We start from the raw sequence: 23,638 nt of genomic DNA, 5'->3' as shown, positions 1-23,638 counted from the left end.
CCACAACCTCCCCGGACAGAACACCTAGGCCGCGCTCCCGGCCCGGAGCGGTCGTTCGGCGGCTTGGCCGAGCCGCACGACGGCGGTCGGTGTCCGCCTGAGAATGCCAAGGTCCTGCTCCTGCAGGGCGATCACCAGTGCGGTCTCGGGCAGTGCCTCGGGCAGGGCGGCGAGGAGTGCCTCGGCGGTGGGGCGGTCCAGTCCGGCCACCGGCTCGTCGAGCAGCAGGATCGGTGGACGCCTCAGTACAGCGCGTGCCGTGGCGAGGCGCCTGCGCTGCCCTTGGGACAGCAGGCGTCCGCCGGGGCCCACTGGTGTGTCGAGTGGCAAGGCCGACAAGCCGACGAGTTCCAGCGCGTCACGTAGCTCGGCGGTGCCGGCCGACGGTGCCGCCTGACGCAGATTGGCCGCGACCGTGTCGTCGGCCAGCCAGTCGTCGGCCTCGACGAGGGTGACCGTCTCGGCGAGGGCCGAGGCAGGCAGCTCGGGCACGGGCGTGCCGCCGAGGAGCACCGTGCCGGCAGGGACTGGTACGCGCCCGGCCAGTTGGCCGAGCAGCGTCGACTTGCCGCTGCCGTTCGGGCCGGTGACCAGGACCAGTGCCGGGCCTTTCACGGTCATCGTGAGTTCCGCGGCCGAACCGACGAGCGGGAGGCCGTCCGTCTCGACGGAGCGCACGACCTCCCGTCGGGGGCCCGCCGGGCCGACCGGGTGCGTCTCGGCGGCGAGGGAGGCCAGGCGCCCGGCTGCGTCCCTGGCCTGGGCCAGATGCTGCATCAGCCCGGGGAGTCTCTCCAGGAGCTCCCACTTGGCGGCAACGAGCAGCACCTCGCCCACCACGACGGCGATCGGCTGGGCCGGGGCGGCGCGCAGGGCGATGACCAGTACCGCCGCCTGCCCCAGTGCGGCAAGGAGACGCAGCGCCAGTCGGCCGTGCCGTTCGGCCCGGGCAGCGGCCCACTCGGCGGACTCGACGGCGGCCATGGCGCTCGTCGCCGTCTGCTGAGCCTGCGGCAGGGCGTCCAGGCAGCGCAGCTCGTTGAAGGCCGCCCGACTGCCGAGCAGCGCCGTACGGAATGCGGCCCTGGCGTCGGCGGCGTAGGCGAGGTGGGTCCGCGCGCGGTGGTGGGCGTGCCGGGCACAGGCGAGGCCGACTGCCCAGACGATGAGTTCGGCCATTCCCAGGACCGGCACGGCCCACAGCAGCAGGGCATCGACCAGGCACCCGGTCATGACCGCTGCCACCAGCGGTGCGATGGCGTTCGCGGGCAGGCCCGCGACGGTCTCCACATCGGCGGTGAGCCGGGTGAGCAGCGTCCCGTCGCGTTGTCCGCGCAGCTCACGGGGGGTGAGGTGGGCAGCGCCGTGGGCCAGCCGAGCGCGCAAGGCCACCTGGGCGTTCAGCAGGGCCCGGTGGTTGGCCAGGCGTTCGAGGTAGCGCAGACCGGTGCGGGTCAGGGCCAGTGCCCGGACGGCACCCGAGGGGTACATCCAGGACCAGGCGGTGTTGGCCTGGAGGGTGACCACGGCGCAGGTCGTCAGGAACCAGCCGGACACACCGAGCAGTGCGGCGCCGCTGAGTTCTGCCGCCACGGCGAACAGCATGCCGGTCAGGAGGCCGCGCCCCGGAGCGGCCGTACGCAGCAGGTGCCAGGCACTGTTCCGGTTCATCGGGCTCTCCCGTGGTCCAGGGCGATGACGTGGTCGGCCAGTGGCAGCAGCGCGGGACTGTGGGTGGCGAGCAGGACCGTACGGTCGCGGGTCAGCGTTCGCAGCGCGGACAGGACGCGTCGCTCCGCTTCCGGGTCGAGGTGTGCGGTGGGTTCGTCCAGGCAGAGCAGGGGTGCGTTCCGCAGCAACGCCCGGATGAGTGCGAGCTGTTGGGACTGGCCGGAGGACAGGCCGGTGCCGCGTTCGCCGAGCGGTGTGTCCAGTCCCTGCGGCAGCGCGGCGAGGAGGTCTTCGAAGCCGAGGGAGGCCACGGCGTCCAACAGGTCGTCGTCGTTCGCCGTGGGCCGGGCCAGGAGGAGATTCTCGCGCAGGGTGCCGGGCAGCAGGTGCGCGGGCTGGCCCACCCAGGCGACCCGGCCGGGGTCGGCGGGGACGGGCCGGCCGTTCGGCAGGTGGAGCGCGCGTCCACCGTGCGGGGCGTACAGCCCGGCCGCGACGGCGAGCAGCGTGGACTTGCCGGCTCCGCTGGGGCCGGTAACGGCGAGGCACCGCCCTGGTGCGAGGTCCACGCCGACACGGTCCAGCGCGGGCGCCTCCCGTCCAAGGTGATGGACCGTGACGGCTTCCAGGCGCACCCCGGGTGGCGCCGCGGCCCGTCGGGCCGGCAGGGTCGGTCGGGGGGATGGCACCACGGTTTCGCCCCGCGCGTCCAGGAGTTCGGCCAGCAGACCGGCGGCGGCGGTCGCCCGGGCGCGGGCGTGGTAGCCGGCGGCCAGGTCCCGGGCCGGTGCGAAGTAGGCAGGCACCAGGACGAGGACGAACAGCGCGGCGGACAGGCTCATGTGGTCCGGGACGAGGGGCAGGTCAAGGTAGTCGAGCAGGACCAGTCCGCAGTAGGTCGCCACCATGGCGAGGGTGCCGGTGATGAGCAGTTCGACCCATGCGGTCGACAGGAAGGCGATCCGCAGCACCTTCTCGGTGCGACCGGCGACCTCCCGGTCGTGCCGGGCCAGCGCAGCGGCCGCCTCGTCGTGCGCCCCGAGCCCGACCAGCGTGGGCAGGCCGCGCAGATGATCCAGCAGTCGGGCCTGATGGGTACGGATCGACGCCAGTTGGGCCCGTACGACGGTCTGCGTGCCCAGGCCGATGACCTTCAGGTTGACCGGTAGCAGGGGGGTGGCGGCCAGCACGAGCAGGGCGACGAACCAGCTGCGGGAGGCGATCGCGGCCAGGATGAGGCCGCTGCCGAGCAGCATGGTGGTCCGCGCGGGCAGGTAGTCGGTGAGCCAGTCGGTCAGCTGGCCGACCTCGCCGTCGGCGGCCTGGACCAGTGCCGCGTCGTCCAGCTCGGTGCGGACCGGGCCATGTGCGGGCAGCGCCGTCTCGATGAGTCGGCCGCGCAGGCTCTCGCGTACGGTGCGGGCGCCGCGTGCGGCAGCCGCGTCGCCCGCCGCCAGCAGTACGGCGCGCAGGGCCACGCCCGCCGCTATGAGCAGTGCGGGCGGCAGTACGGCGGACGCGGGGGCGCCGTGGAGTGCGGACAGGCCGCGCTGGGCGCCCCAGGAGAGCCCGCCCGCCCAGATGATCGTGCCTAGGGGGGGCTGCGCCGCGCAGCAGGCCCGCGCGGCGCAGCCCCCGCCCGCCTACGGCCGCCCATTCCTTCAACCGGGCGGCGGGCACCGGGTCTTCGGCCTTGTCCGCGTCCAGTTCGTCGAGGAGCACGGCGGTGGTGCTCACGAGCTGGTCTCCGCCTCGATGCCTGTGATGTCTGCGATGTCTGCGATGTCCGCGTGGAAGTACCCGGCGCGCCGGTCCCGGCGGTCGCCCACGATCCAGGCGGCCAGTGCTGTGCAGCCCAGGAGGACGACGCCGACCGGGCCGATCCAGTCGGCGACACCGCCGAACGCGTCCTGGGACAGGGCGGTCGCCAGGATGCCGAGCACCACCAGCAGGGTCCGTCGCACGATCGTCCCCGGGGTGCTGGAGGATGGCGTCGAAGACACCACCAAGGCGTACGTACGGGCGTACAGCGGCGGGATCGGACGCTCCACCGGATCGGTGTACTTGCCGCGGAAACTCCGCCAGGCGTAGACGTTGTAGGCCAGTACGAACGGCATGCACACACCGACGCCCAGGACCAGGAAGAGCTGGGAGGAGTGCGGGCTCGCGGCCTGATGGGCGGTCAGTCCGGGCGGTACGACGACCGGTGCGGAGAGCACCACCAGGCCCAGCAGCCCACAGAGCGTCATCGTGGCCACGGCGGCGAACGGCCGCCAGTCGGGGCGACGGCCGAAGCCGTGCCAGGCGACCGCACCGGCCACGACGGCGCCCACGACCGTGAGCCAGAACAGCACGCCCCGCAGGGGCTGGCCCGGTTGCAGCTGCTGTGGGTCGGAACTCGACAGCAGCAGGCCGAGTACGACCGCCATGACCGCGGTGGCCACCAGCAGCGACCGTCCGGTGCGGCGGACGCGCGACCGTGACCAGCCCTCGGTCTTGTCCTGCAGCCAGGCGGCCCCGGCCAGCAGGTAGACGGCGACCAGGCCGAGCGCGCACAGCACGCCGTAGAAGCTGAGCCAGTCGAAGGCCCCGCCCTGGAAGCTGCCGTTGCGCTGGTTCGGGCCGGTGAGCACGGCGCCGAGGACGAGACCTTGGCACACGGTCGCCGCGAGCGACGCACCGCCGAACAGCAGCGCCCAGCCTCGCCGGTAGCCGCCGGCCGCGCTCTGCATCTCCAGGCCCAGCCCGCGCAGGATGATGGCGATCAACATGCCGATCAACGGCAGATAGACACCGGGCAGAATCACGGCGTAGGCGCCCGGTAGGCCGGCCCAGAGGACGACGCCGACCAGGATGATCCAGCTCTCGTTGGCGTCCCAGGCGGTGGCGACGATCTCGCCGTACTCCCGTCGGCGCTCCGGCCGGGCCGCCAGGCTGAGCATGCCCACCCCGAGGTCGTAACCGTCGAGGACGACGTACATGGCGAGTGAGAAGAGAACCAGGGCGTAACTGGCGTACTCAAGCAACGAGGGCCTCCGATGCGTCGGGCGAGGCGGGCCCGGTGGACAGCGCCTCGGGGCCGGCCTTGACGGTGCGGACGATGTAGCGGGCCCAGACGGCCAGCAGCGTGACGTAGAGCAGGACGAAACCGGCGAGACTGGCGGCGACTTCGCATGCGGAAAGGTGGGAGACCGCGTCGGCGGTGCGCAGCTGGCCGTAGACGACCCAGGGCTGGCGGCCCGTCTCGGCGACGATCCAGCCGCCGGTGATGGCGATGATCCCGGCCGGGGTCATCCACACCATCCACCGCAGGAAGCGCGGTGAGTCGAACAGGCGCCGCCGCATGCGCAGGACCACGCCGGCGAAGGCCGTGCCGAACATGAGCAGCGCGGTGAAGTACATCGCGCGGAAACCGTAGAAGGTGGTCCACATGTTGGGGCGCTCGTCGGGCGGGGTCTGCAGCAGTCCGGGCGTCGTCGTCTCGCCGCTGAGGTCCTGGGCGATGACCGAGCCGAGATAGGGAATCTCCACGTGCAGCCTGTTCTCGCCCTTGTCGGTGTCGGGGACGACGAGCAGGTTGTAGCCGTTGTTGTCGCTCTTCCAGTTGCCCTCGAACGCCTCCAGCTTGGGGAGCTGGTGCTGCCCCATGAAGACCGCCGTGCCGTCCCCCACGTACAGCTGCACCGGCATCAGTACTCCCAGCACGCCGAGCGCGATCGACAGGCAGCGGCGGGCCATGGGCTGGGCATGGACCCGGTTCTTGACCAGGTACCAGGCGGAGATCCCGCCGACGAACCAGGCGGCGCTGATCAGCACGGCCAGCAGCATGTGCGGGAAGCGGTGGGCGAAGGCGGGGTTGAACAGGATGCTGATCCAGTCCCTGGCGTGGAACTGGCCGTCGACCTTCTGGTAACCGACGGGGTCCTGCATCCAGCTGTTGGCCGACAGGATCCAGGTGGTGGACAGCAGGGTTCCGAAGGCGACCATCCAGCTGGCCAGGGCCATGGTGCGCGGGCGGATCCGGCCGTCCCTGTAGAGCATCAGGCCGATGAATCCCGCTTCCAGGAAGAAAGCGGTGATCACTTCCATGCCGATGGTGACCCCGATGATCGGCCCTACCGCGTGCGCGTACACGCCCCAGTTGAGGCCGAACTCGAACGTCATCACCGTGCCCGCGACGACGCCCAGGCCGAAGCCGACGGCGAAGATCTTCTTCCAGAACCGGAAGATCTGCAGGTACAGGGGGTTCCCCGTGCGTACGTAGACCGTGTACACGACGGCGAGGAGCACGGAGAGGCCGACGGTGAGCGCGGGGAAGGTCATATGGAAGATCGCGGTGATCGCGAACTGCCATCGGGACAGTTCGACGACGGTTGACGAGTCCATGGGTACTCCCGGGAGGCAGCGGTTCCTGGCGAGGGTCGCGCGTGTTCACGGCCCGCGCGGGGCGAGGCATCAGGCACGGCTGCCCGGGTGGGTGGAGTGGGGGTGGGAGCCCCTGTCGCGTGCTGGGTCCACCGCCGCCGCGGCCGAGCCGACCAGGGGGAGGGGATGCGACCGCCGCCCTGTGGCACTGACACGCTAGACGGCTGACCGGGTAAGACGATTGCCTACGAGCGCCCCTGCACTTGCCCGATGCTGCACAGTTGCGGTCGCACAGGGCCCGGCCCCCCACGCGGGCCGGGAGAGGGCACCGACGGGCAAGCGCCGCTGCGCGGACAGGCATGACGGCCCACGACCCGGCGCCTACATTTCCGGCACCTACCCAGTCGCCGGAGTGAAGAGGACCCCATGCAGTTCGGAATTTTCTCGGTGGGGGACGTGACCCCCGACCCCACCAACGGCCGTACCCCGCCGGAGCATGAACGCATCAAGGCGATGGTGGCCATCGCCCTGAAGGCGGAGGAGGTCGGCCTGGACGTCTTCGCGACCGGCGAGCACCACAACCCGCCGTTCGTGCCGTCGTCGCCGACCACGATGCTCGGCTACATCGCCGCCCGCACCGAGAAGTTGATCCTTTCCACCGCCACGACGCTGATCACCACCAACGACCCGGTGAAGATCGCCGAGGACTACGCGATGCTCCAGCACCTGGCCGACGGCCGCGTCGACCTGATGATGGGCCGCGGCAACACCGGCCCGGTGTACCCCTGGTTCGGGCAGGACATCCGGCAGGGCATCAACCTCGCCAAGGAGAACTACGCGCTGCTGCGCCGGCTGTGGCGCGAGGACGTCGTGAACTGGGAGGGGAAGTTCCGCACTCCGCTGCAGGGGTTCACTGCCACGCCCCGGCCGCTGGACGGCGTACCGCCGTTCGTGTGGCACGGCTCCATCCGCTCCCCGGAGATCGCCGACCTGGCGGCCTTCCACGGTGACGGCTTCTTCCACAACAACATCTTCTGGCCGGCCGAGCACACGAGGAAGATGGTCCAGCTGTACCGGCGGCGGTACGCGCACTACGGGCACGGCCGGCCCGAGGAGGCCATCGTCGGGCTCGGCGGGCAGGTGTTCATGCGGAAGAACTCCCAGGACGCCGTACGGGAGTTCCGGCCCTACTTCGACAACGCGCCGGTCTACGGGCACGGGCCGTCGCTGGAGGAGTTCACCGAGCAGACTCCGCTGACGGTGGGCTCTCCCCAGGAGGTCATCGAACGGACGCTGTCCTTCCGTACGACCGTCGGCGACTACCAGCGGCAGTTGTTCCTGATGGACCACGCGGGCCTGCCGCTGAAGACCGTCCTGGAGCAGCTCGACATCCTCGGCGAAGAGGTGGTCCCGGTGCTGCGCAAGGAGTTCGCGATCGGCCGCTCTGCCGGAGTGCCGGACGCTCCCACCCACCAGTCGCTGCGGGCCGTTCAGGAGGTGTCCGCCGCATGAAGCTCGTCGCCGTGTCCGCCGGGTTGAGCACCCCGTCCTCCACACGCCTGCTCGCCGACCGGCTCGCCGAGTCGGCCCGCGACGAGCTCGCCGACCATGGCCACGCGGTGGAGACCGAGGTCATCGAGCTGCGGGAACTCGCCGTCGCCGTCGCCAACAACCTCGTGACCGGTTTCCCGGCGCCCCAACTCGCCGCGGCGATCGACGCGGTGACCGGCGCGGACGGTCTGATCGCCGTGACGCCCGTGTTCACCGCCTCCTACAGCGGGCTGTTCAAGTCGTTCTTCGACCTGATCGACCCGGACGCCCTCACCGGCAAGCCGGTCCTCGTCGCGGCGACGGGAGGCACGGCTCGCCACTCCCTGGTCCTGGAACACGCCCTGCGCCCGCTCTTCGCCTACCTGCGCGCCGCCGTGGTCCCCACCGCGGTGTACGCGGCGTCCGAGGACTGGGGATCCGGCGGCGACGAGTACACCGAGGGCTTGCCCGCACGCATCCGGCGGGCGGGCGCCGAGCTGGCCGCCCTCACGGCCGCCCGACCGGCCCAGGAGACACCCGACGACGACATCACCATGCTCGAACGGCAACTCTCCGACCTGCGGTTCGACTGAGGCCGTCAGAGTCACCGGGTCGGGAGGCGGGCGCGCCGCGCAGTGACCACAGGCCCGGCCACCCTGACGTCGGGCAGGTCACCGCCCCGCCTCCGGAGACGATCCCCCGCTACGTCGTAAGACGCCCGAAGTCGTTCCGGCTCGTATCTGGCATGCTTCGTGCAGATTCGCCGCGCCGCAGGCCTGCCAGAGCCGCATTCCGTGCGGCCATGGCTCTTAGGGAGGGCACGTGGACCGGACTACCAAGCGGCTCCCCGCCGGCCGATCGGGTGCCGTCCAGGCGCCGGTCCGCGGCCGAGACCAGGAACTCGCGTTCATCGACGCACGACTCACCGCTCTGGCCCGCGGCCACGGCGGGGTCGTGTGCGTCGAGGGCGCTCCAGGCAGTGGCAAGACCCGGCTCCTGGCGGAGGGGTACGCGGCCGCGGTCCGGCAGAACTTCCGGGCGTTCCGGGGCGGCGCGGATCCCGACGAGCAGTTCGTCCCGCTCGGTCCGCTGCTGGACGGGCTGCTGTCCGGCGCCGAGCCCCTGCTCGACGCGGCGCGGCTGCGGGAGCTCTTCACGGTGCCCGACCAGCGGTTCTGGCTGCTCCAGGAGCTGCAGGACCGACTGGAGCAGATGGCCCTGGACAGACCGCTGCTCATCGTCCTCGACGACGTGCAGTGGTGCGACGAAGCGGACAATGTCGGGTCGCCCATCAGGTAGTGGCCGTAAGCCCAGGTGAACCTCCTTCGGTGGGCCTGGTGCGTCGTGGCGAGCAGCATGTGCGCCGGCCTGGCGAAGTACAGCCACCACATGGCGAAGACCATGAGCAGGCCCCCTGTTGCCAGCATGTACAGCGCACCGGCGTGGTGGCCCCGGTCGAAGGCGTTGCGGACCGCTGACGCGGCGGCGGCGACGGACTCACCGAGCACGATGAGGGTGAACAGTTCGTACCGTTCGGCGATGTGGTGCGGATGCCACGAGGTCATCCCGGCTGACTGCGCCCACACCGGGACGGAGAGCTCGGCAACGATCAACCCGATGACGGCGGGCAGTCGCGCCGGGGCCGGAAGGAGAAGCATTCCGACCCAGCCGAGCTGGCAGCCCGTCACTCCGGCGGCGAAGCGGAGAGCCGTCCGCCGTCGGCCGGAGTCCGACCGCGCGGCACGCAGCCACAGGGCGGCCAGGGCCGTGCGCAGCACGACGTAGCCCAGGGTGATGACGCGCAGGTCGCCTTCCTCGAACGCCCGGGGGACGCCGGCGGCGAGAACGAGGGACCCTGTGATCTGGACCAGCACCGTCAACCGGTAGGGGATGTCGTCCGGGTCGTAGGCGGAGGCGAACCACGTGAAGTTCATCCACGCCCACCAGATCGTGAAGAACACCAGCGCGAAGCGCAGGGGACCGGTGACGTAGTGCCCATCGGTCACCGCTGTGCTCAGGCCCGCGGACGCCTGCGCCACCGCTATGACGAAGCACAGGTCGAAGAGAAGCTCCAGCGACGTGGCAGCGCGGTGCGGTTCACCGGGGTCCCGGCCCTGCATGGTGCCCCCGGAACTCCCGTACCGTCGTCCGGCTCGCCGCATGCCCCGGGGAGAGACGAGGCTCAGCGAAGGGCTCCCAGAGCGGCTTCCACCGTCCGGTGGAAGGTGGGATAGGTGTAGATCATGTGCCGGAGGCGTTCGACGGGCACTTCCGCGTGGACGGCGACGTTCAGCCCGTACAACACCTCTCCGCCCGCCGGTCCCGCCGAGGTCGCCCCGACCAGTACGCCCCGGTCGGCATCCTCGACCAGCTTGATGAACCCCTCGGTTCCCGGTCCGTGGATCCAGCCGCGGGTGGAGGAGGCGATCGGCTGCAGGCTGGTGCGCACCCGCAAGCGCTGGTCGCGCGCCTGCCGCTCCGTGAGTCCTACGGCCGCGATCTCGGGGTCGGTGAAGACGACCCGGGGCAGCGCCCGGTAGTCGGCGTCGGGACCGGGCCGTCCGAGGATGTCCCGCAGGGCGATCTCCGCCTGGAACATCGACACATGCGTGAAACTGCCGTGACCGGTGATGTCACCGATCGCCCAGAGTCCTTCCCCGGCACGCATCTGTCCATCCGTGCGCACGCTCGGCGCCGAGGGGTCGAGGCCCGCCGCGTCGACGCCCAACGCGGCGAGATCGGCATGGCGCCCGGTGGCGACGAGAAGCCGTTCGGCGCGCAGGGGCGCCTCCTCGCCTTCGAGGCGGACGATGAAGCCGGCGCCGTCATGGGCTATCTCCCGAGCGCGGGTGGAGGACAGCACGGTGACACCGTCCTCCCGTAGAACCTTCTCGGCCAGCTCTCCGGCCTCCGGTTCTTCCTGCGACAGCAGTCGGTCCTGTCCCTCCACCACGGTGACGGCGCACTGGAAGCGGGCGAAGACCTGGGCGAGCTCCACGCCGATGGCGCCCCCGCCGAGCACGATCATCGAGGCCGGCAGTTCCTTGGCCGCCATGGCGTCCCGGTTGGTCCAGTACGGCGTCCCCGCAAGGCCCAAAACCGCGGGGATCCGGGGCCGGGTGCCGGTGGCCAGGACCACACCTCGTCGGGCCTGGAACGTACGCTCGCCGACCGTCACCTGGCGAGGCCCGGTGAGCCGTCCGGTTCCGCGTACGAGCCGGCCGCCCTTCGCCGCGAGGCGGTCGGCAGCCACCTGGTCGTTCCAGTCGTCGGTGGCCTCGCCCCGAATACGTCCGGCAACGCGGCTCCAGTCGGGAGTCACCTTCACTTCACCGGCGAGGAAGGGCACTCGGCCCGCCTCGGCGAGCAGGTTCCCGGCACGGATCATCATCTTGCTGGGCACGCACCCCCAGTACGGGCACTCGCCCCCGACCAGCTCCGCCTCGATTCCCACCACGTCCAGCCCGGCTTCGGCCAGCGCCCCAGCCACGTACTCGCCTCCGGGGCCCAGACCAAGGACGACCACGTCGGCCTGCTGGCTCACGCTCATGCCTCTCCTTGGTGCTCATCGGCCCACGCCGTCGGCGAGAGGCTAGAGGCGGCGAGCCGCCGGGACGTGCCCGCCGGCGCACGGAGACTTGCCCGAGAACGAACACGGCGCACGGCCTCGTCGATCCGTGCGCTGCCGAGCACCGTCACGTGCGCTCCTGGGCAAGGACTCCGTCGAGCGGGCACCTAGCGTCACCTGCGCCAACACAGAGCGGACCGCAGGAGGCGGATCATGACCACCAGCTCGCAACATGTGAGCAGCCAGCCACGGCTGCATCAGAAGGGCGAGATCATCCAGGAGTTCGGGACCGTCAAACAGTTCCCTCTCGGCCTCTCCTACGAGGCGCGCATGTACTCCGCCCAGCGCCTCAACAAGGTCCTGGCCGATACTCAGATCCTTTACGGCCTCTACAAGAAGCATCACTGGCTGATGCGCGGGGCGACCTTCTACCAGCTGCACCTGGTGCTGGACAAGCATGCGGGGGAACAGCTTGAACTCGTCGACGCGCTCGCCGAACGGGTCCAGACCCTGGGCGGTGTCGCGGTCGGGGACCCCAGGCACGTCGCCGAGATCACGTCGATCCCGCGGCCCCCGGACGGTGTGGAGGAGGTGCCGGCCATGCTGTCGCGGTTGCTGGAGGCACACGAGACGATCCTGACCGACGCGCATGACGCGGCGGCCCGGGTCGCGGAGTTGGGCGACGACGGCACCAACGACCTGCTGGTCTCACAGGTGGTGCGGACCGGCGAACTCCAAGCGTGGTTCCTGGCCGAGCATTTGGTCGACACACCCCTGGTCCGTGCCTGACCGGGCCTGAACCGCGGCGCGACCCCTTCGGTTCCCGGCCGGCGGCGAGGTGACGCCTCCTGTCCCTGCCGCCACCCACGGAGGCGGTGACCTGCCCGTTTCAGGTTCTGTTCCGGCGCTGGTCTCCGCTGTGCCGGCGGAGCCGGTCGGTGTGGCGGGTGAGGTCGTCGACGCGCGTGGCGAGGTCGGGGTGGGCGGAAGCCAGGTAGGGGTGCGTGTCCGTCAGGGGGGCGACGAGGGCGGCCGGGTCGTTGTCGGCGAGGGCGGCGGTGAGTTCGGCCAGCGGGATGTCGGCGGCGGCCGGGAGGCCGGTGAGCGCCGTGATCTGGCCGGCGAGCTGACGCAGGGTGCCGCCGTTGGCGCGGGCCCAGGCGGTGACGGTGCGGTCCGCGGCGCGGTGGTCGCGGGTGGCCCGCACCCGCTGCTCGCCCGTGGACCCCGGCGTTCCGGGTCGTACGCGCAGGTAGCGGCGTTCGGCGGCCTGGCGGCTGGAGACGCCGAGGGGCTGGGCCAGGTCGGCCCAGCTGGCGCCCGCCTCCCGCGCGGTTTCGATCAGGCCCGGTTCCCACTCGGCGAGCTGCTCGCGCGCTTCGCGCAGCAGCAGGAGCGCGGCGAGTGCCTGCTCGGAGTTGCTCCGGTCGGACCCGGCGAGGGTGCTGCCGGTGCCTGCCGGTGTGGTCCGGGCGGTGTGCAGGGCCTCGTGGATCGTGTTCAGCGCCGCCGCGGCGGCGAGGAAGGACGCCGGTGTGAGACCGCCGCCGCGGCGGGTGGGCTGATCATCCCTGGTCATCGGGCCTCCAGCGGGCTCTGTCATCATCTCGACGACTGTCGACTTGTCATCGCTTGGATGACATGTTACAACGATGGCAGGTGAACGCATTGGCAGCAGTGCCTGACCTGAACGCTGGAGGTGTTTGACGATGTTGATGCGCACCGACCCCTTCCGCGAGCTCGACCGGCTCACCCAGCAGCTCCTCGGCACGACCGGGACCTGGTCGCGGCCGTCGCCGATGCCGATGGACGCCTACCGCGAGGGCGAGGAGTATGTGATCGCCCTCGACCTGCCCGGCGTCTCCGCGGACGCGATCGACATCGACGTCGAGCGGAACATGCTGACCGTCAAGGCGGAGCGGCGGCCCGTCGCCAAGGCGGACGACGTGCAGATGGAGCTGTCGGAGCGGCCTCTGGGCGTCTTCTCCCGCCAGGTCGTGCTGGCCGACACCCTGGACACCGAGCACATCAAGGCGGACTACGACGCGGGTGTGCTGACCCTGCGTATCCCGATCGCCGAGCGCGCCAAGCCACGCAAGGTCGCCATCGGCGGCGGATCCGAGCGCAGGGAGATCAGCGGCTGAATCCCCTCCCGGCCGCACCGGAGGACGGGGCCGGCGCCGCCCCGTGGCCGGCGCCGTCCTCCGCTCGCCGCAGCACACAGGCATGGGAGCAGCGATGGTGATGCGATGGGAAACGTTCCTTGACCAGGTCAAGGAACGCGGCGAATACGAGACCACCGAGGAGGCCGAGCGGGCGGCCCGCACGGTACTGGCGCTGCTGGGCGCACACCTGGTGGGCGAAGTGCGGGCGGAACTGGCCGCCCGACTGCCGGAGAATCTGGCCCTCGTCCTGCTCAATCCGCTCCAGGCGCGCGAGCCGCTGTCCCCCGAGCGCTTCGTACGGGCCACCGCGGCCTGGATCGACGGAGCCACGGAACAGACCGCGGCCTGGGACGTGAGCGCCGTGCTCAGCGTGGCCGCGGACGCGGCGGGCGACGAACTCACCCGCAGCATCCTGCTCCAGCTCCCGGCGGGCTACGACCTGCTGTTCGGCCACCCCCAGCCCGTCTGACCCCACGGCCGGCCCACAGCCGGCCACACCCGCTTTCTTCCTGACCCCGGGCGACACCGGTGGCCGGCGAGGGCCTCGCCACCGGTGCCGCCACCACCGGTGCCGCCACCACCTCACACGAGAAGGGCAACCCCGTCAGCGATGATTCCCCAGCAGCAGCCGTGCCGGTCCACCACGGGCATGACGTTCGAGCAGATGCTGGAACAAGTGCGCTACGAAGGCGCCTATGCCACCCGTGCCCAGGCCGAGCAAGTCGTGCGCGCCGTGCTGGCCGCCTTCGGGCGCACGCTCACCGGCGATGAGCGCGTGGAGCTCGCCGCCCGGCTGCCGCACGAGGCCGCCGTCATCTTCTCCTCCCAGATCCCCGCCACCGACGCCCTCACCGGCTGGGGCTTCGTCAAGGACCTGGCGACCCGCACCGGCGGGACACCGGCCACCACCCGCTGGGACACCGGTACCGTCCTGCGTATCGTGGCCCACCTCGCCGGCGAGGAACTCCTCGACCGCATCCTCGCCCAACTCCCCTCCGGCTACGCCCTGCTGTTCGGCCGAGCCGAGCTCACCCGGGCGGCCTGACGCACAGTACGGCGAACACGGTCACCGTCGCTCCAACGCCGCCAGCCGCAGCTCAAGCTGGTCGACCCGGTGTCGTAGCAGGGTGACCTGGGCTTCCAGGCTCACTTCTCGTTCCGCCCTGCGCTGGATGCGCGGTGACGTGGCGGCCCGCTCGATCACCGCGTCCAACCGGACCAGACGCTGCGGGCCGTTCGGGCCGTCCACCAGCCGAGACCGGATCTCGCCGTTGCGATACCAGGACCGCAGGGCCGAGCGGGAAACGCCGGTCTCGGCCTCCGCCTTCGCCAGCGTGACCCACGGGCTCTCGTCCAACTGCTCGAACAACTCCAGCTCGTTCCGCCAGCGCGCGAGCCGGTCCTCCCAGTCCGACGGTGTCTCCATCACACCCTCCTTTCAGCACGGTGACCCTGTCAATGACAGTGTATTGACAGGGTTGGGACCATGGAAGCATGACATTTGAAAGGTTCACGGCGAAAGCCCGCCAGGCCGTCGTCGCGGCCCAGGAGCAGGCGAGGCTGCTCAAGCACCTCCACATCGGCACCGAGCACCTCCTGCTGGGGCTGCTCGACGTGCCGGACAGCACGGCGGCGAAGGTTCTGCACCGACTCGGGTACGACAAGGAGGCGGCGCAGGCCGATGTCGCCGCGCTGGTCCCGCCCGGCACGCGGCAGCTGAGCGGCCATATCCCGTTCGAGTCGCGCGCGACGAAGACGCTGGAACTCGCCCTGCGCGAGGCGCAGCAGCTGCACCACCACGACGTCGGTACCGAACACATCCTGCTCGCCCTGGTCAGGGAGGGTGAGGGCGTCGGCGCGAAGGTGCTCGCCGAGCGGATCAATCCGATCAGCAAGATCCGTACCGCGGTGCTGGCATCGATGGAGGGACCGCAGGACGTCGCGCCCGGCCCATGGCCGGCCGGCACGCCCGCCACCGAGGACACCGTGTCCGCCGCCCGCGCGCTGGCCGGTGGCGCACCGCTCGGCAGCCATCACCTCCTCGAGGCGATGCTGCGGGCGGAGAACAGCATGGCGGCCCGGGTGCTGCGCGAACTCGGGGTCGATCCGGACGCGGTCGCCGCCAAGATCGACGAACTGGACCCGGAGACCACCACGGACGCGAACCCGGAGGAAGCCGCCGCGCGCAAGATGGAAATCCGGCTCGTCGACGACGAGGTGCATCTGATCCTCCGGGACCCGACCACGGTCACGATCGCCAAGGAGGTCACCGAGCTGTGCGGCGGCCCGATCCAGGGCGTCGGGCCGGTCGCCGGCATGTTCGTCCCGCTCTGGCGGTCGGCCAACCAACTGCTGCTGCAGCTCCAGGGCATGCTCCAACCGGAACCCGAAGGCGACGACGGATCCGCCGCGAGCAAGGTGGCCAAGGTCGTGCGCACGGTCCTCGCACCCCGGCTCCGCCGGTGAACCCGATTGCCATCGTCGGAGCCGGCCTGGGCGGCCTGGTTCTTGCCCGGGTGCTGCACGTGAACGGCATCGACGCCGTCGTCCACGAACGGGAGGCGTCGCGCGGTGCGCGCGGTCAGGGCGGCATGCTCGACATCCACTCCGGCCAGCGGGCACTGCGCGAGGCCGGTCTGATCGAGCAGTTCTACGCGATCGCCCGTGGTGAAGGCCAGGACATGCGTCTCCTGGAGCCGGACGGCACCCTGCTGCTCCAGGAGGACACACCCCCCGACGCACCGCTCGACCGACCCGAGGTCGACCGCGCCGATCTTCGCGACCTGCTGCTGGACTCCCTCCCCGAGGACATGGTGCGCTGGGGACACGCGTTCAGATCCGCCGACAACGGCCTGCTGCGCTTCGCCGACGGCAGCAGTGCGCCGTATGACCTGCTGGTCGGCGCGGACGGCGCGCGGTCCCGGGTCCGCGCGCTGCTCACCGACGCCCGCCCGGCGCACACCGGCCACAACGTCGTCGAGATCGGCATTCCCGACATCGACCGGACGCACCCCGACCTCGCGGAGATGGTCGGGCGCGGCACCTATTGGGTGCTCGGCGGCGGAATATCCCTGGCGGCGCAGCGCAACGGCGACGGCCGCGTTCGCATCGGTGTCAGCTTCTACAACACCGCCGAGGACTGGTTCGCCACCAGCGGGATCCCGTTCGACGACCCGGCCGCCGCCCGGGCACGGCTGATCGACCTGCTCCCCGGCTGGGACCCGCGGTTCACCGCGCTGATCGAGGCCTGCGACGACATGGTCGTGCCGCGGTCGATCACCACGCTCCCGCTCGGCCTGACCTGGCCGTCGACGCCGGACGTCACGCTGCTCGGCGATGCCGCGCACCTGATGCCGCCGGTGGGAGAGGGCGCCAATATGGCGCTGCTCGACGGTGCCCTGCTCGGGCTCGCGCTGGCCGCGCACCCGGACGACTTTCCCGCCGCCGTCAAGGAATACGAACGCGAGATGTTCGAACGCACCAGCGCTGCCGCCCGGATGTCCGCGGACTTGCAGGAATTGCTGCGGTCGCCGGACGCCGCCAGGAAAATGCTCGCATTCTTCCGACCCGGCTGAACGCATGAACGTGAAGACCGGCAAGAAAACGTTCACCTTGTGGTGTTCAAGCCCCTGATTGGGGAGATTCCGGAAGGCTTGCAGGTGAGTCACGCCGAGCCGGGGCTTCCGGCAGCACCGGACCTGTCGTAAGGAGAGGGACAAGAGCCGTTAGGGTCGGACCGGCCATGTGAATCCCGTGAGAGATGAGAGGAGCGGACGGGTGAGCGAGACTTCACCGAACACCCTGCAATACCGCTTTGACGGGCCAGAAGAGGCGCCGGTCCTGATCCTTGGTCCCTCACTGGGTACCACATGGCACATGTGGGACCGCCAGGTTCCCGAACTGGCCCAGCAGTGGCGGGTGTTCCGGTTCGACCTGCCGGGGCACGGCGGCGCCCCCGCCTACCCGGCGGGCTCGGTCTCCGACCTCGCCGACCGCCTCCTCGCCACGCTCGACGCGCTCGGGGTGCAGCGCTTCGGCTACGCGGGCTGTGCGTTCGGCGGCGCGGTCGGCGTGGAACTGGCCCTGCGGCACCCGGAGCGCGTCGCCTCGCTGGCGCTGATCGCGGCCTCCCCGCGGTTCGGCACGGCCGACGAGTTCCGCCAGCGCGGCGTGATAGTGCGCACGAACGGCCTCGACCCCATCGCCCGCACCTCGCCCGACCGCTGGTTCACCAGCGGCTTCGCGGCCGCGCAGCCCGCGATCACCGAGTGGGCGGTGCAGATGGTGCGCACCACCGACCCCGGCTGCTACATCGCGGCCTGCGAGGCCCTCGCCGCGTTCGACGTACGGGCCGAGATCGGTCGCGTCGGCGTGCCGACGCTCGTCCTCGTCGGCTCGGACGACCAGGTCACCGGCCCCGCCGAGGCACGCACCCTGGTCGCCGGCATCCCCGACGCCCGCCTGGCCGTCGTCCCCGGCGCCTCGCACCTGGTCCCCGTCGAGCAGCCCGCCGCCGTCACCGAGTTGCTCGTCCGCCACTTCTCCACCGCCTGGCAGCCCGCCTACGACTCCGGCACCGGGCAGACGGCCATCCCGGGCGTCCCCGTCAGAGCCGTCCTGACCGCGCCCCAGCAGCCCCCGCAGCCCGTGGCCATCGCGGAGATCGCGGCCGCCCCCGTCGTCGAGCCGCCACAGGTCATGGGCCGCCCCGATCCGTACGACGCCGGGCTGAAGGTGCGCCGGGAGGTCCTCGGCGACGCCCACGTCGACCGGGCGCTGTCGCAGGCCGACGAGTTCTCCGGGGACTTCCAGGAGTTCCTCACCCGCTACGCCTGGGGCGAGATCTGGGACCGCCCCGGCCTCGACCGGCGCTCCCGCTCCTGCGTCACGCTCACCGCGCTGGTCGCCGGCGGCCATCTGGAGGAGCTCGCCTTCCACACCCGTGCCGCCCTGCGCAACGGCCTCACCCCGGACGAGATCAAGGAAGTGCTGCTCCAGGCGGCCGTCTACTGCGGCGTACCGGCGGCGAACAGCGCGTTCAAGGTGGCGCAGCAGGTCATCCGCGAGGAGACCACCCCCACCGAGTGAGCCCCGCCGTCGGCGCCGAGGCAGGATGGACGCCATGACGACGGATCTGTTGCTCACGAAGAAGTTCCACGCGTGCGTGCGCCTGGAGAAGGACGGGCGCACGCTCGTCCTCGACCCCGGCGGGTTCGGCGAGGAGGACGCGGCGGTCGGCGCGGACGCCATCCTGGTCACGCACGAGCACCCCGACCACTTCCACGAAGGCCGGCTGCGCACGGCCATGGACGCCAACCCGGCGGCCGAGATCTGGACCCTGAAGTCGGTCGCCGAGAAGATCTCCGCGGCCTTCCCCGGCCGCGTCCACACCGTCGGCCACGGCGACACGTTCACCGCCGCGGCCTTCGACGTCCAGGTCCACGGCGAGCTGCACGCCGTCATCCACCCCGACATCCCGCGCATCACCAACGTCGGCTACCTCATCGACGACGGCCGCGTCTTCCACCCCGGCGACGCCCTCACCGTCCCCGACTGCGCCGTCGAGACGCTGATGCTCCCGGTGATGGCCCCCTGGAGCAAGATCTCCGAGGTCATCGACTACGTCCGTGAGGTGAAGCCACAGCGGGCCTACGACATCCACGACGCCCTCCTCACCGACCTCGCCCGCCCGATCTACGACAACCAGATCGGCTCCCTCGGCGGCTCGCGGCACCTGCGGCTGACGCCCGGGGAGACCGCACTCCTGTGAGTGTCGGACCTGCCGGGTAGGTTGTGAGACATGCGCATCGCGACCTGGAACGTCAACTCGATCACCGCCCGCCTGCCGAGGCTCCTGGCCTGGCTGGAGAGCAGCGGCACCGACGTGCTCTGCCTCCAGGAGGCCAAGGTCGCCGAGGAGCAGTTCCCGCTCGACCAGCTGCGCGAGCGGGGCTACGAGGCGGCCGTCCATGCCACGGGCCGGTGGAACGGCGTGGCGGTGATCTCCCGCGTCGGCCTCGCGGACGTCGTCAAGGGCCTGCCCGGCGACCCCGGCTACGACGGCGCGCCGGAGCCCCGCGCCATCTCGGCGACCTGCGGCCCGGTCCGCGTCTGGTCGGTGTACGTGCCGAACGGCCGCGAGGTCGACCACCCGCACTACGCCTACAAGCTTCAGTGGTTCGAGGCCCTCAAGGCGGCCGTCGCGGGCGACGCGGCGGGCGGCCGGCCCTTCGCGGTGATGGGCGACTACAACGTGGCGCCGACCGATGACGATGTCTACGACGTGGCCGCGTTCGAGGGACTCACCCATGTCACCCCGGCCGAGCGCGCCGCCCTGGCCGCCCTGCGCGAGGCCGGCCTGTCGGACGTCGTCCCGCGCCCCCTGAAGTACGAGCACCCCTTCACGTACTGGGACTACCGCCAGCTCTGCTTCCCCAAGAACCGCGGCATGCGCATCGACCTCGTGTACGGCAACGAGCCGTTCGCCAAGGCCGTCAAGGACGCCTATGTCGACCGCGAGGAACGCAAGGGCAAGGGCGCCTCGGACCACGCGCCGGTCGTCGTCGACCTCGACGTGTAGGTCCCGGGGAGGGCCAGCGCGCCTGTGGTGCACACCCCGGTGCCGGTGTCACGCTGAGCTTATGAACATCCCTTTCCTGGGCAACAGGAGCAAGAAGTACCGTGCGTCGGTGCTGGCCGAGGACCCCGAGGGGATCGCCGAACTCCTCTCCGAATGCGAGCTGTTGCGATCCCACGCGGCCCGGGAGGGGATCGGACTCGACGACACCGCCGCCTCGTTGGAGGCCCTGGACCAGCTTCCGCCGCGCTGGCGCGACGACGAGGACGGCCTGTCGTGGTTCGGCCATGACGCCGGGCTCTACCTGGGCACCGTCGTGGTGCGGACCGTGCCGGGCGCCGCCTGGGCGATCCGGCCCGGCGGCGAGCCGGTCGTCAGGCTGGAGTCCGGCCGGGAGGTCGACGTGGTCACCGCAGGACACGAGTGGGCCGCGAGCGGCACTCCCGAACTGTCCCAGCTGTACGCAGAGGTGTCAGAGAACTGACTTTATGGATTAAATACGGCTAATGACCGAAAAGTGCGTGTCGTGTCTTAACTCCAGCCTTATGTGGATAGTTTGCGGCAATCACGACACAGCTGAGAGTGAGTAGGGCTGCGCATGGCCGTCGATCCGTTGATCGAGCTGCGTGACGTCAACAAGTACTTCGGGGAGCTGCATGTCCCGCCCTTCGGGATCGGGGAAGTCGACACTGTGCCGCGCGTCAACATCTCGCTGGGCCAGGTACCTCCCAGGCCCTTCAGGCGCTGGGGGAGCGTGGCGGTCGCCCGCGCCAAGGACTTCCTCTCCAAGATCCTCAAGCACTGATCCCGACCGGCGGCAGCCACCGAGCCCACCCGCCCCGGCAGCGGCCGGAGATCACTGCTCGCGCAGCGGAACCGCCACATACGACGGGTCGTTCGCCGGCGAGGAGAAGGTCAGCCGCGCGCCGGACGGGTTGTGCTCGATGTGGAGCGGGTCGACTACTGCCAGAAGCCCCGCACGTCGTGACTGAGCACGACGTAAACGATGTCGGCGAGTTTCTGTCCGCTTGCCGGAAGGCACTCAGGACGCACGATGTGAGCTGCGCGAAGCCACCTCCTGGGACGGCAGCGGCGCCTGCGCCGCCCGGCTCACGTCGGCGACCAGATCCACCACATCGGGGCCGTACGCCTGCGAGTTGACCACCTTCAGCAACAGCACGAACGAGTTGTTCCCGTGTTTGCGGGCCAGCCGCTCGTGGTTGCGGGCGAGATAGCGGGTGGCGGCCTGGTTGGTGATCGCACGCTGGCCGCAGAAGAGGAACACCGGCCGCATGTCACGCCGCCCGCCCGCGGTGAGCCGGGCCAGCAGCACATACTCCGTGATCCCCGCCTCCAGCCGGTATCGATCGGGTCCGATCTGGAACGCCCCCCGGTCCGGCCCCGGTTCGGGATCGACGTTGACGCGCACGCCCGGCAGCATCGCCGCCATGTGCGCCATCATGCGCCGGTTGGAGGCGGGGCCGCCCACGCAGAACTCGGTGCGCTCGCCGAAACCCTGCTGGGCGGTGTCCTGGGTGACCACCTGGACGTTGGCGCCGCAGTCCTTGATCAGCGCGGAGAGCTCCAGCAGCGCGAAGACGTCGAAGCGGTGCACCGCGGGCTCGGAGGACGCCGGGTCGCGGTTGACGACCAGCAAGGTCTCCGAGTTCTCCGGCAGCCCGAAGAACGCCTGCTTGCGCCGCAGTCGGCGCCGCCACAGGTACGTACGGGCGAGCCAGCCGAACGCGGCGCTGATGCCGGCGGCGACCACGCCCAGGACGATGTTGCGCACGTCGTCGTTCATGGGCGCGCATGGTAGCGGGCGAGCATGACCGGTACGTACCCGTGTTCGAGGTGTGGCAGTCGTATGACAGTGCCCGGAAGGAGTCTGTCAGGCCTCCGTGAATGTGGTTACGCTGCGCGGACGGTCCTGGACTGGAGGTACGGATGCGTCGCCCTGTCGCGCGGAAACTGTCGGTCCTGGCGGTCTCGGCCGCCGTGGTCACGGTGGGGGCGGCAGCGCCACCCGCCGCACAGAGAACGGGGGTTGCGAAGGTACCCGTCGCCGTCGGCTACGGCGGCGCCGTGGCCAGCGTCGACGCGGACGCCTCCGCGGCCGGTATCGAGGTGCTGAGGAAGGGTGGCAACGCCGTCGACGCGGCCGTCGCCACCGCCGCCGCCCTCGGCGTCACCGAGCCCTACTCCTCCGGCATCGGCGGAGGCGGCTACTTCGTCTACTACGACGCCAAGTCCCGCACGGTGCACACCATCGACGGCCGCGAGACCGCGCCGCTGACGGCGGACTCCGGTCTCTTCCTGGAGAACGGCAAGCCGCTCGCCTTCGCGGACGCCGTCAGCAGCGGCCTCAGCGTCGGCACGCCGGGCACGCCGGCCACCTGGGCGACGGCACTGGGCAAGTGGGGCAGCGAACGGCTCGGCACGGTCCTGAAGCCCGCCGAGCGCATCGCCCGCGACGGCTTCACCGTCGACGACACCTTCCGCAGCCAGACCGCCGCCAACGAGACCCGCTTCCGCTACTTCCCCGACACGGCGAAGCTGTTCCTGCCGGGCGGCGGGCTCCCCGTCGTGGGCTCCACGTTCAAGAACCCCGACCTCGCGAAGACCTACGAGGAGCTCGGCAGGAAGGGCGTCGACGCGATCTACCGGGGCGGCCTCGGCAAGGACATCGTCGACACCGTCAACCACCCTCCCGTGGACCCGGGTTCGGGCTGGAACGCCCGGCCCGGCGACCTGACCGCCAAGGATCTCGCGGCCTACCGCGCCAAACCCCAGGCACCGACGAGGACTTCGTACCGCGGACTGGGCGTCTACTCCATCGCCCCCTCGTCCTCGGGCGGCACAACGGTCGGCGAGGCCCTCAACATCCTTGAGAGGACGGACCTTTCCAAGGCGAGCGAGGTGCAGTATCTGCACCACTTCATCGAGGCGAGCAGGATCGCCTTCGCCGACCGGGGACGCTGGGTCGGCGACCCCGCCTTCGAGGACGTGCCCACGAAGCAACTGCTGTCGCAGAAGTACGCCGACTCCCGCGCCTGCCTCATCAAGGACGACGCGGTCCTCACCAGCCCCGTGGCACCGGGCGACCCGCGCCGTCCGGCCGCCTGCAACACCGCTGGCACGGCGGCGCCGACGACGTACGAGGGCGAGAACACCACGCACCTGACCGTCGCCGACAAGTGGGGCAACGTCGTCTCCTACACGCTCACCATCGAGCAGACCGGCGGCAGCGCCATCACCGTCCCCGGCCGCGGCTTCATCCTCAACAACGAGCTGACGGACTTCTCCTTCGCACCCGCCAACCCGGCCGTCCACGACCCGAACCTGCCGGGCCCGGGCAAGCGGCCGCGGTCGTCGATCTCACCCACGATCGTGCTGGACCGGCACAACGAGCCGGTGGTGGCGCTGGGTTCGCCCGGCGGCGCGACCATCATCACCACCGTGCTGCAGACCCTCACCGAGTTCCTCGACCGCCGTCTGCCGCTCGTCGACGCGATCGCCGCCCCGCGCGCCAGCCAACGCAACGCCGCGCAGACGGAGTTGGAGCCCGCGCTCTACAACGACGCCGGCCCGGACAGCCTGCGGGCCCGGCTGGAGGCCCTTGGCCATTCCTTCAAGCTCAACCCCGAGATCGGTGCCGCGACGGGCGTGCAGCGGCTGCCGAACGGCAAGTGGCTGGCCGCCGCCGAGACCGTTCGGCGCGGCGGCGGCTCCGCGCAGGTGGTGCACCCGGCGCCGTAGCGG

At 70.9% G+C, this 23,638-nt stretch carries 22 protein-coding genes and 2 pseudogenes; 15 read left to right on the top strand and 9 right to left on the bottom strand.

The genetic code is table 11. From position 1 onward, the window contains the following. Positions 1 to 24: 24 nt before the first annotated feature. The 4 genes from B5557_RS09315 to B5557_RS09300 form a co-directional block, all read right to left on the bottom strand. On the bottom strand, positions 25 to 1,671 hold the full coding sequence (locus tag B5557_RS09315; protein ID WP_079658677.1) for an ATP-binding cassette domain-containing protein: 1,647 nt from the start codon (positions 1,669 to 1,671) through the stop codon (positions 25 to 27). Continuing rightward, positions 1,668 to 3,149: an ABC transporter ATP-binding protein/permease gene (locus tag B5557_RS09310; protein WP_231976315.1), complete on the bottom strand. Its 1,482-nt coding sequence runs from the start codon at positions 3,147 to 3,149 to the stop codon at positions 1,668 to 1,670. The genes B5557_RS09315 and B5557_RS09310 overlap by 4 nt, the downstream gene beginning before the upstream one ends. Before the next feature lie 255 nt (positions 3,150 to 3,404). Continuing rightward, on the bottom strand, positions 3,405 to 4,697 hold the full coding sequence (locus tag B5557_RS09305; protein WP_079658676.1) for a cytochrome d ubiquinol oxidase subunit II: 1,293 nt from the start codon (positions 4,695 to 4,697) through the stop codon (positions 3,405 to 3,407). Then, positions 4,690 to 6,057, bottom strand: a complete 1,368-nt coding sequence (locus B5557_RS09300; RefSeq protein WP_079658675.1) for a cytochrome ubiquinol oxidase subunit I — start codon at positions 6,055 to 6,057, stop codon at positions 4,690 to 4,692. The genes B5557_RS09305 and B5557_RS09300 overlap by 8 nt, the downstream gene beginning before the upstream one ends. Before the next feature lie 405 nt (positions 6,058 to 6,462). Between B5557_RS09300 and B5557_RS09295 the strand changes: the two genes are divergently transcribed. From B5557_RS09295 to B5557_RS09285, 3 genes are all read left to right on the top strand, one after another. Then, positions 6,463 to 7,548 carry an LLM class flavin-dependent oxidoreductase gene (locus B5557_RS09295; protein WP_079658674.1) on the top strand — a complete coding sequence of 362 codons (1,086 nt, stop codon included), beginning with the start codon at positions 6,463 to 6,465 and terminating at the stop codon, positions 7,546 to 7,548. Further along, on the top strand, positions 7,545 to 8,159 hold the full coding sequence (locus tag B5557_RS09290) for an FMN reductase (protein WP_079658673.1): 615 nt from the start codon (positions 7,545 to 7,547) through the stop codon (positions 8,157 to 8,159). Before B5557_RS09295 ends, B5557_RS09290 begins: the two co-directional genes overlap by 4 nt. A 229-nt stretch (positions 8,160 to 8,388) precedes the next feature. Beyond that, the gene (locus B5557_RS09285) at positions 8,389 to 8,865 is read left to right on the top strand and encodes an ATP-binding protein (RefSeq protein ID WP_079658672.1); all 477 of its coding nucleotides are present in this window, start codon (positions 8,389 to 8,391) and stop codon (positions 8,863 to 8,865) included. 50 nt (positions 8,866 to 8,915) lie between these two features. Here the strand turns inward: B5557_RS09285 and B5557_RS46205 are convergent. Together B5557_RS46205 and B5557_RS09275 are read right to left on the bottom strand one after the other, a co-directional pair. Further along, positions 8,916 to 9,686, bottom strand: a pseudogene (locus tag B5557_RS46205) (low temperature requirement protein A); the annotation flags it as partial. Positions 9,687 to 9,748: 62 nt separating this feature from the next. Continuing rightward, complete coding sequence (locus B5557_RS09275; RefSeq protein WP_331716831.1) at positions 9,749 to 11,116, bottom strand: dihydrolipoyl dehydrogenase family protein; 1,368 nt, start codon at positions 11,114 to 11,116, stop codon at positions 9,749 to 9,751. Between the two features lie 231 nt (positions 11,117 to 11,347). Here B5557_RS09275 and B5557_RS09270 point away from each other — a divergent pair, with 231 nt between their 5' ends. Then, a complete protein-coding gene (locus B5557_RS09270) occupies positions 11,348 to 11,923 on the top strand; it encodes a Dps family protein (RefSeq protein ID WP_079658671.1) in 576 nt (191 codons plus the stop codon). Positions 11,924 to 12,023: 100 nt separating this feature from the next. Here B5557_RS09270 and B5557_RS09265 read toward each other — a convergent pair whose 3' ends face one another. Further along, positions 12,024 to 12,713 (bottom strand): type III effector protein, encoded by a 690-nt coding sequence (locus B5557_RS09265; RefSeq protein ID WP_079658670.1) that lies wholly within the window; start codon positions 12,711 to 12,713, stop codon positions 12,024 to 12,026. A gap of 130 nt (positions 12,714 to 12,843) precedes the next feature. Here B5557_RS09265 and B5557_RS09260 point away from each other — a divergent pair, with 130 nt between their 5' ends. The 3 genes from B5557_RS09260 (at position 12,844) to B5557_RS09250 (ending at position 14,344) form a co-directional block, all read left to right on the top strand. Beyond that, complete coding sequence (locus B5557_RS09260; RefSeq protein WP_079658669.1) at positions 12,844 to 13,278, top strand: Hsp20/alpha crystallin family protein; 435 nt, start codon at positions 12,844 to 12,846, stop codon at positions 13,276 to 13,278. 94 nt (positions 13,279 to 13,372) lie between these two features. Then, a complete protein-coding gene (locus B5557_RS09255; RefSeq protein ID WP_079664675.1) occupies positions 13,373 to 13,768 on the top strand; it encodes a DUF2267 domain-containing protein in 396 nt (131 codons plus the stop codon). 180 nt (positions 13,769 to 13,948) lie between these two features. Further along, positions 13,949 to 14,344 (top strand): DUF2267 domain-containing protein, encoded by a 396-nt coding sequence (locus tag B5557_RS09250; RefSeq protein ID WP_099937093.1) that lies wholly within the window; start codon positions 13,949 to 13,951, stop codon positions 14,342 to 14,344. A 21-nt stretch (positions 14,345 to 14,365) separates the two neighbouring features. Here the strand turns inward: B5557_RS09250 and B5557_RS09245 are convergent, their stop codons facing one another. Continuing rightward, the gene (locus B5557_RS09245) at positions 14,366 to 14,725 is read right to left on the bottom strand and encodes an excisionase (RefSeq protein ID WP_079658667.1); all 360 of its coding nucleotides are present in this window, start codon (positions 14,723 to 14,725) and stop codon (positions 14,366 to 14,368) included. A 68-nt stretch (positions 14,726 to 14,793) separates the two neighbouring features. On the opposite strand from B5557_RS09245, the gene B5557_RS09240 reads away from it, so the two are divergent. The 7 genes and pseudogenes from B5557_RS09240 to B5557_RS45890 form a co-directional block, all read left to right on the top strand. Further along, on the top strand, positions 14,794 to 15,765 hold the full coding sequence (locus tag B5557_RS09240) for a Clp protease N-terminal domain-containing protein (RefSeq protein WP_079658666.1): 972 nt from the start codon (positions 14,794 to 14,796) through the stop codon (positions 15,763 to 15,765). After that, positions 15,762 to 16,874, top strand: coding sequence for an FAD-dependent oxidoreductase (locus tag B5557_RS09235; protein ID WP_079658665.1), 1,113 nt, complete (start codon positions 15,762 to 15,764; stop codon positions 16,872 to 16,874). The genes B5557_RS09240 and B5557_RS09235 overlap by 4 nt, the downstream gene beginning before the upstream one ends. A 202-nt stretch (positions 16,875 to 17,076) precedes the next feature. Continuing rightward, on the top strand, positions 17,077 to 18,387 hold the full coding sequence (gene pcaDC / locus B5557_RS09230; protein ID WP_079658664.1) for a bifunctional 3-oxoadipate enol-lactonase/4-carboxymuconolactone decarboxylase PcaDC: 1,311 nt from the start codon (positions 17,077 to 17,079) through the stop codon (positions 18,385 to 18,387). Between the two features lie 34 nt (positions 18,388 to 18,421). Then, the gene (locus tag B5557_RS09225) at positions 18,422 to 19,069 is read left to right on the top strand and encodes an MBL fold metallo-hydrolase (RefSeq protein WP_443031340.1); all 648 of its coding nucleotides are present in this window, start codon (positions 18,422 to 18,424) and stop codon (positions 19,067 to 19,069) included. A 30-nt stretch (positions 19,070 to 19,099) separates the two neighbouring features. Beyond that, a complete protein-coding gene (locus B5557_RS09220; protein ID WP_079658663.1) occupies positions 19,100 to 19,879 on the top strand; it encodes an exodeoxyribonuclease III in 780 nt (259 codons plus the stop codon). A gap of 61 nt (positions 19,880 to 19,940) precedes the next feature. Next, positions 19,941 to 20,360, top strand: coding sequence for a DUF6278 family protein (locus B5557_RS09215; protein WP_079658662.1), 420 nt, complete (start codon positions 19,941 to 19,943; stop codon positions 20,358 to 20,360). Positions 20,361 to 20,474: 114 nt separating this feature from the next. Then, a pseudogene (locus tag B5557_RS45890) lies at positions 20,475 to 20,577 on the top strand (amino acid ABC transporter ATP-binding protein); the annotation flags it as partial. Positions 20,578 to 20,918: 341 nt separating this feature from the next. Here the strand turns inward: B5557_RS45890 and B5557_RS09205 are convergent. After that, positions 20,919 to 21,680 (bottom strand): hypothetical protein, encoded by a 762-nt coding sequence (locus B5557_RS09205; protein WP_079658660.1) that lies wholly within the window; start codon positions 21,678 to 21,680, stop codon positions 20,919 to 20,921. 143 nt (positions 21,681 to 21,823) lie between these two features. Between B5557_RS09205 and ggt the strand changes: the two genes are divergently transcribed. Beyond that, the gene (gene ggt / locus B5557_RS09200) at positions 21,824 to 23,635 is read left to right on the top strand and encodes a gamma-glutamyltransferase (protein WP_079658659.1); all 1,812 of its coding nucleotides are present in this window, start codon (positions 21,824 to 21,826) and stop codon (positions 23,633 to 23,635) included. Positions 23,636 to 23,638 lie beyond the last annotated feature (3 nt).

The sequence above is a fragment of the Streptomyces sp. 3214.6 genome (genome assembly GCF_900129855.1).
GTDB lineage: Bacteria > Actinomycetota > Actinomycetes > Streptomycetales > Streptomycetaceae > Streptomyces > Streptomyces soliscabiei.
The sequence above is the reverse complement of the archived record's forward strand: the minus strand, read 5'-3'. Positions and strand labels throughout refer to the sequence as shown.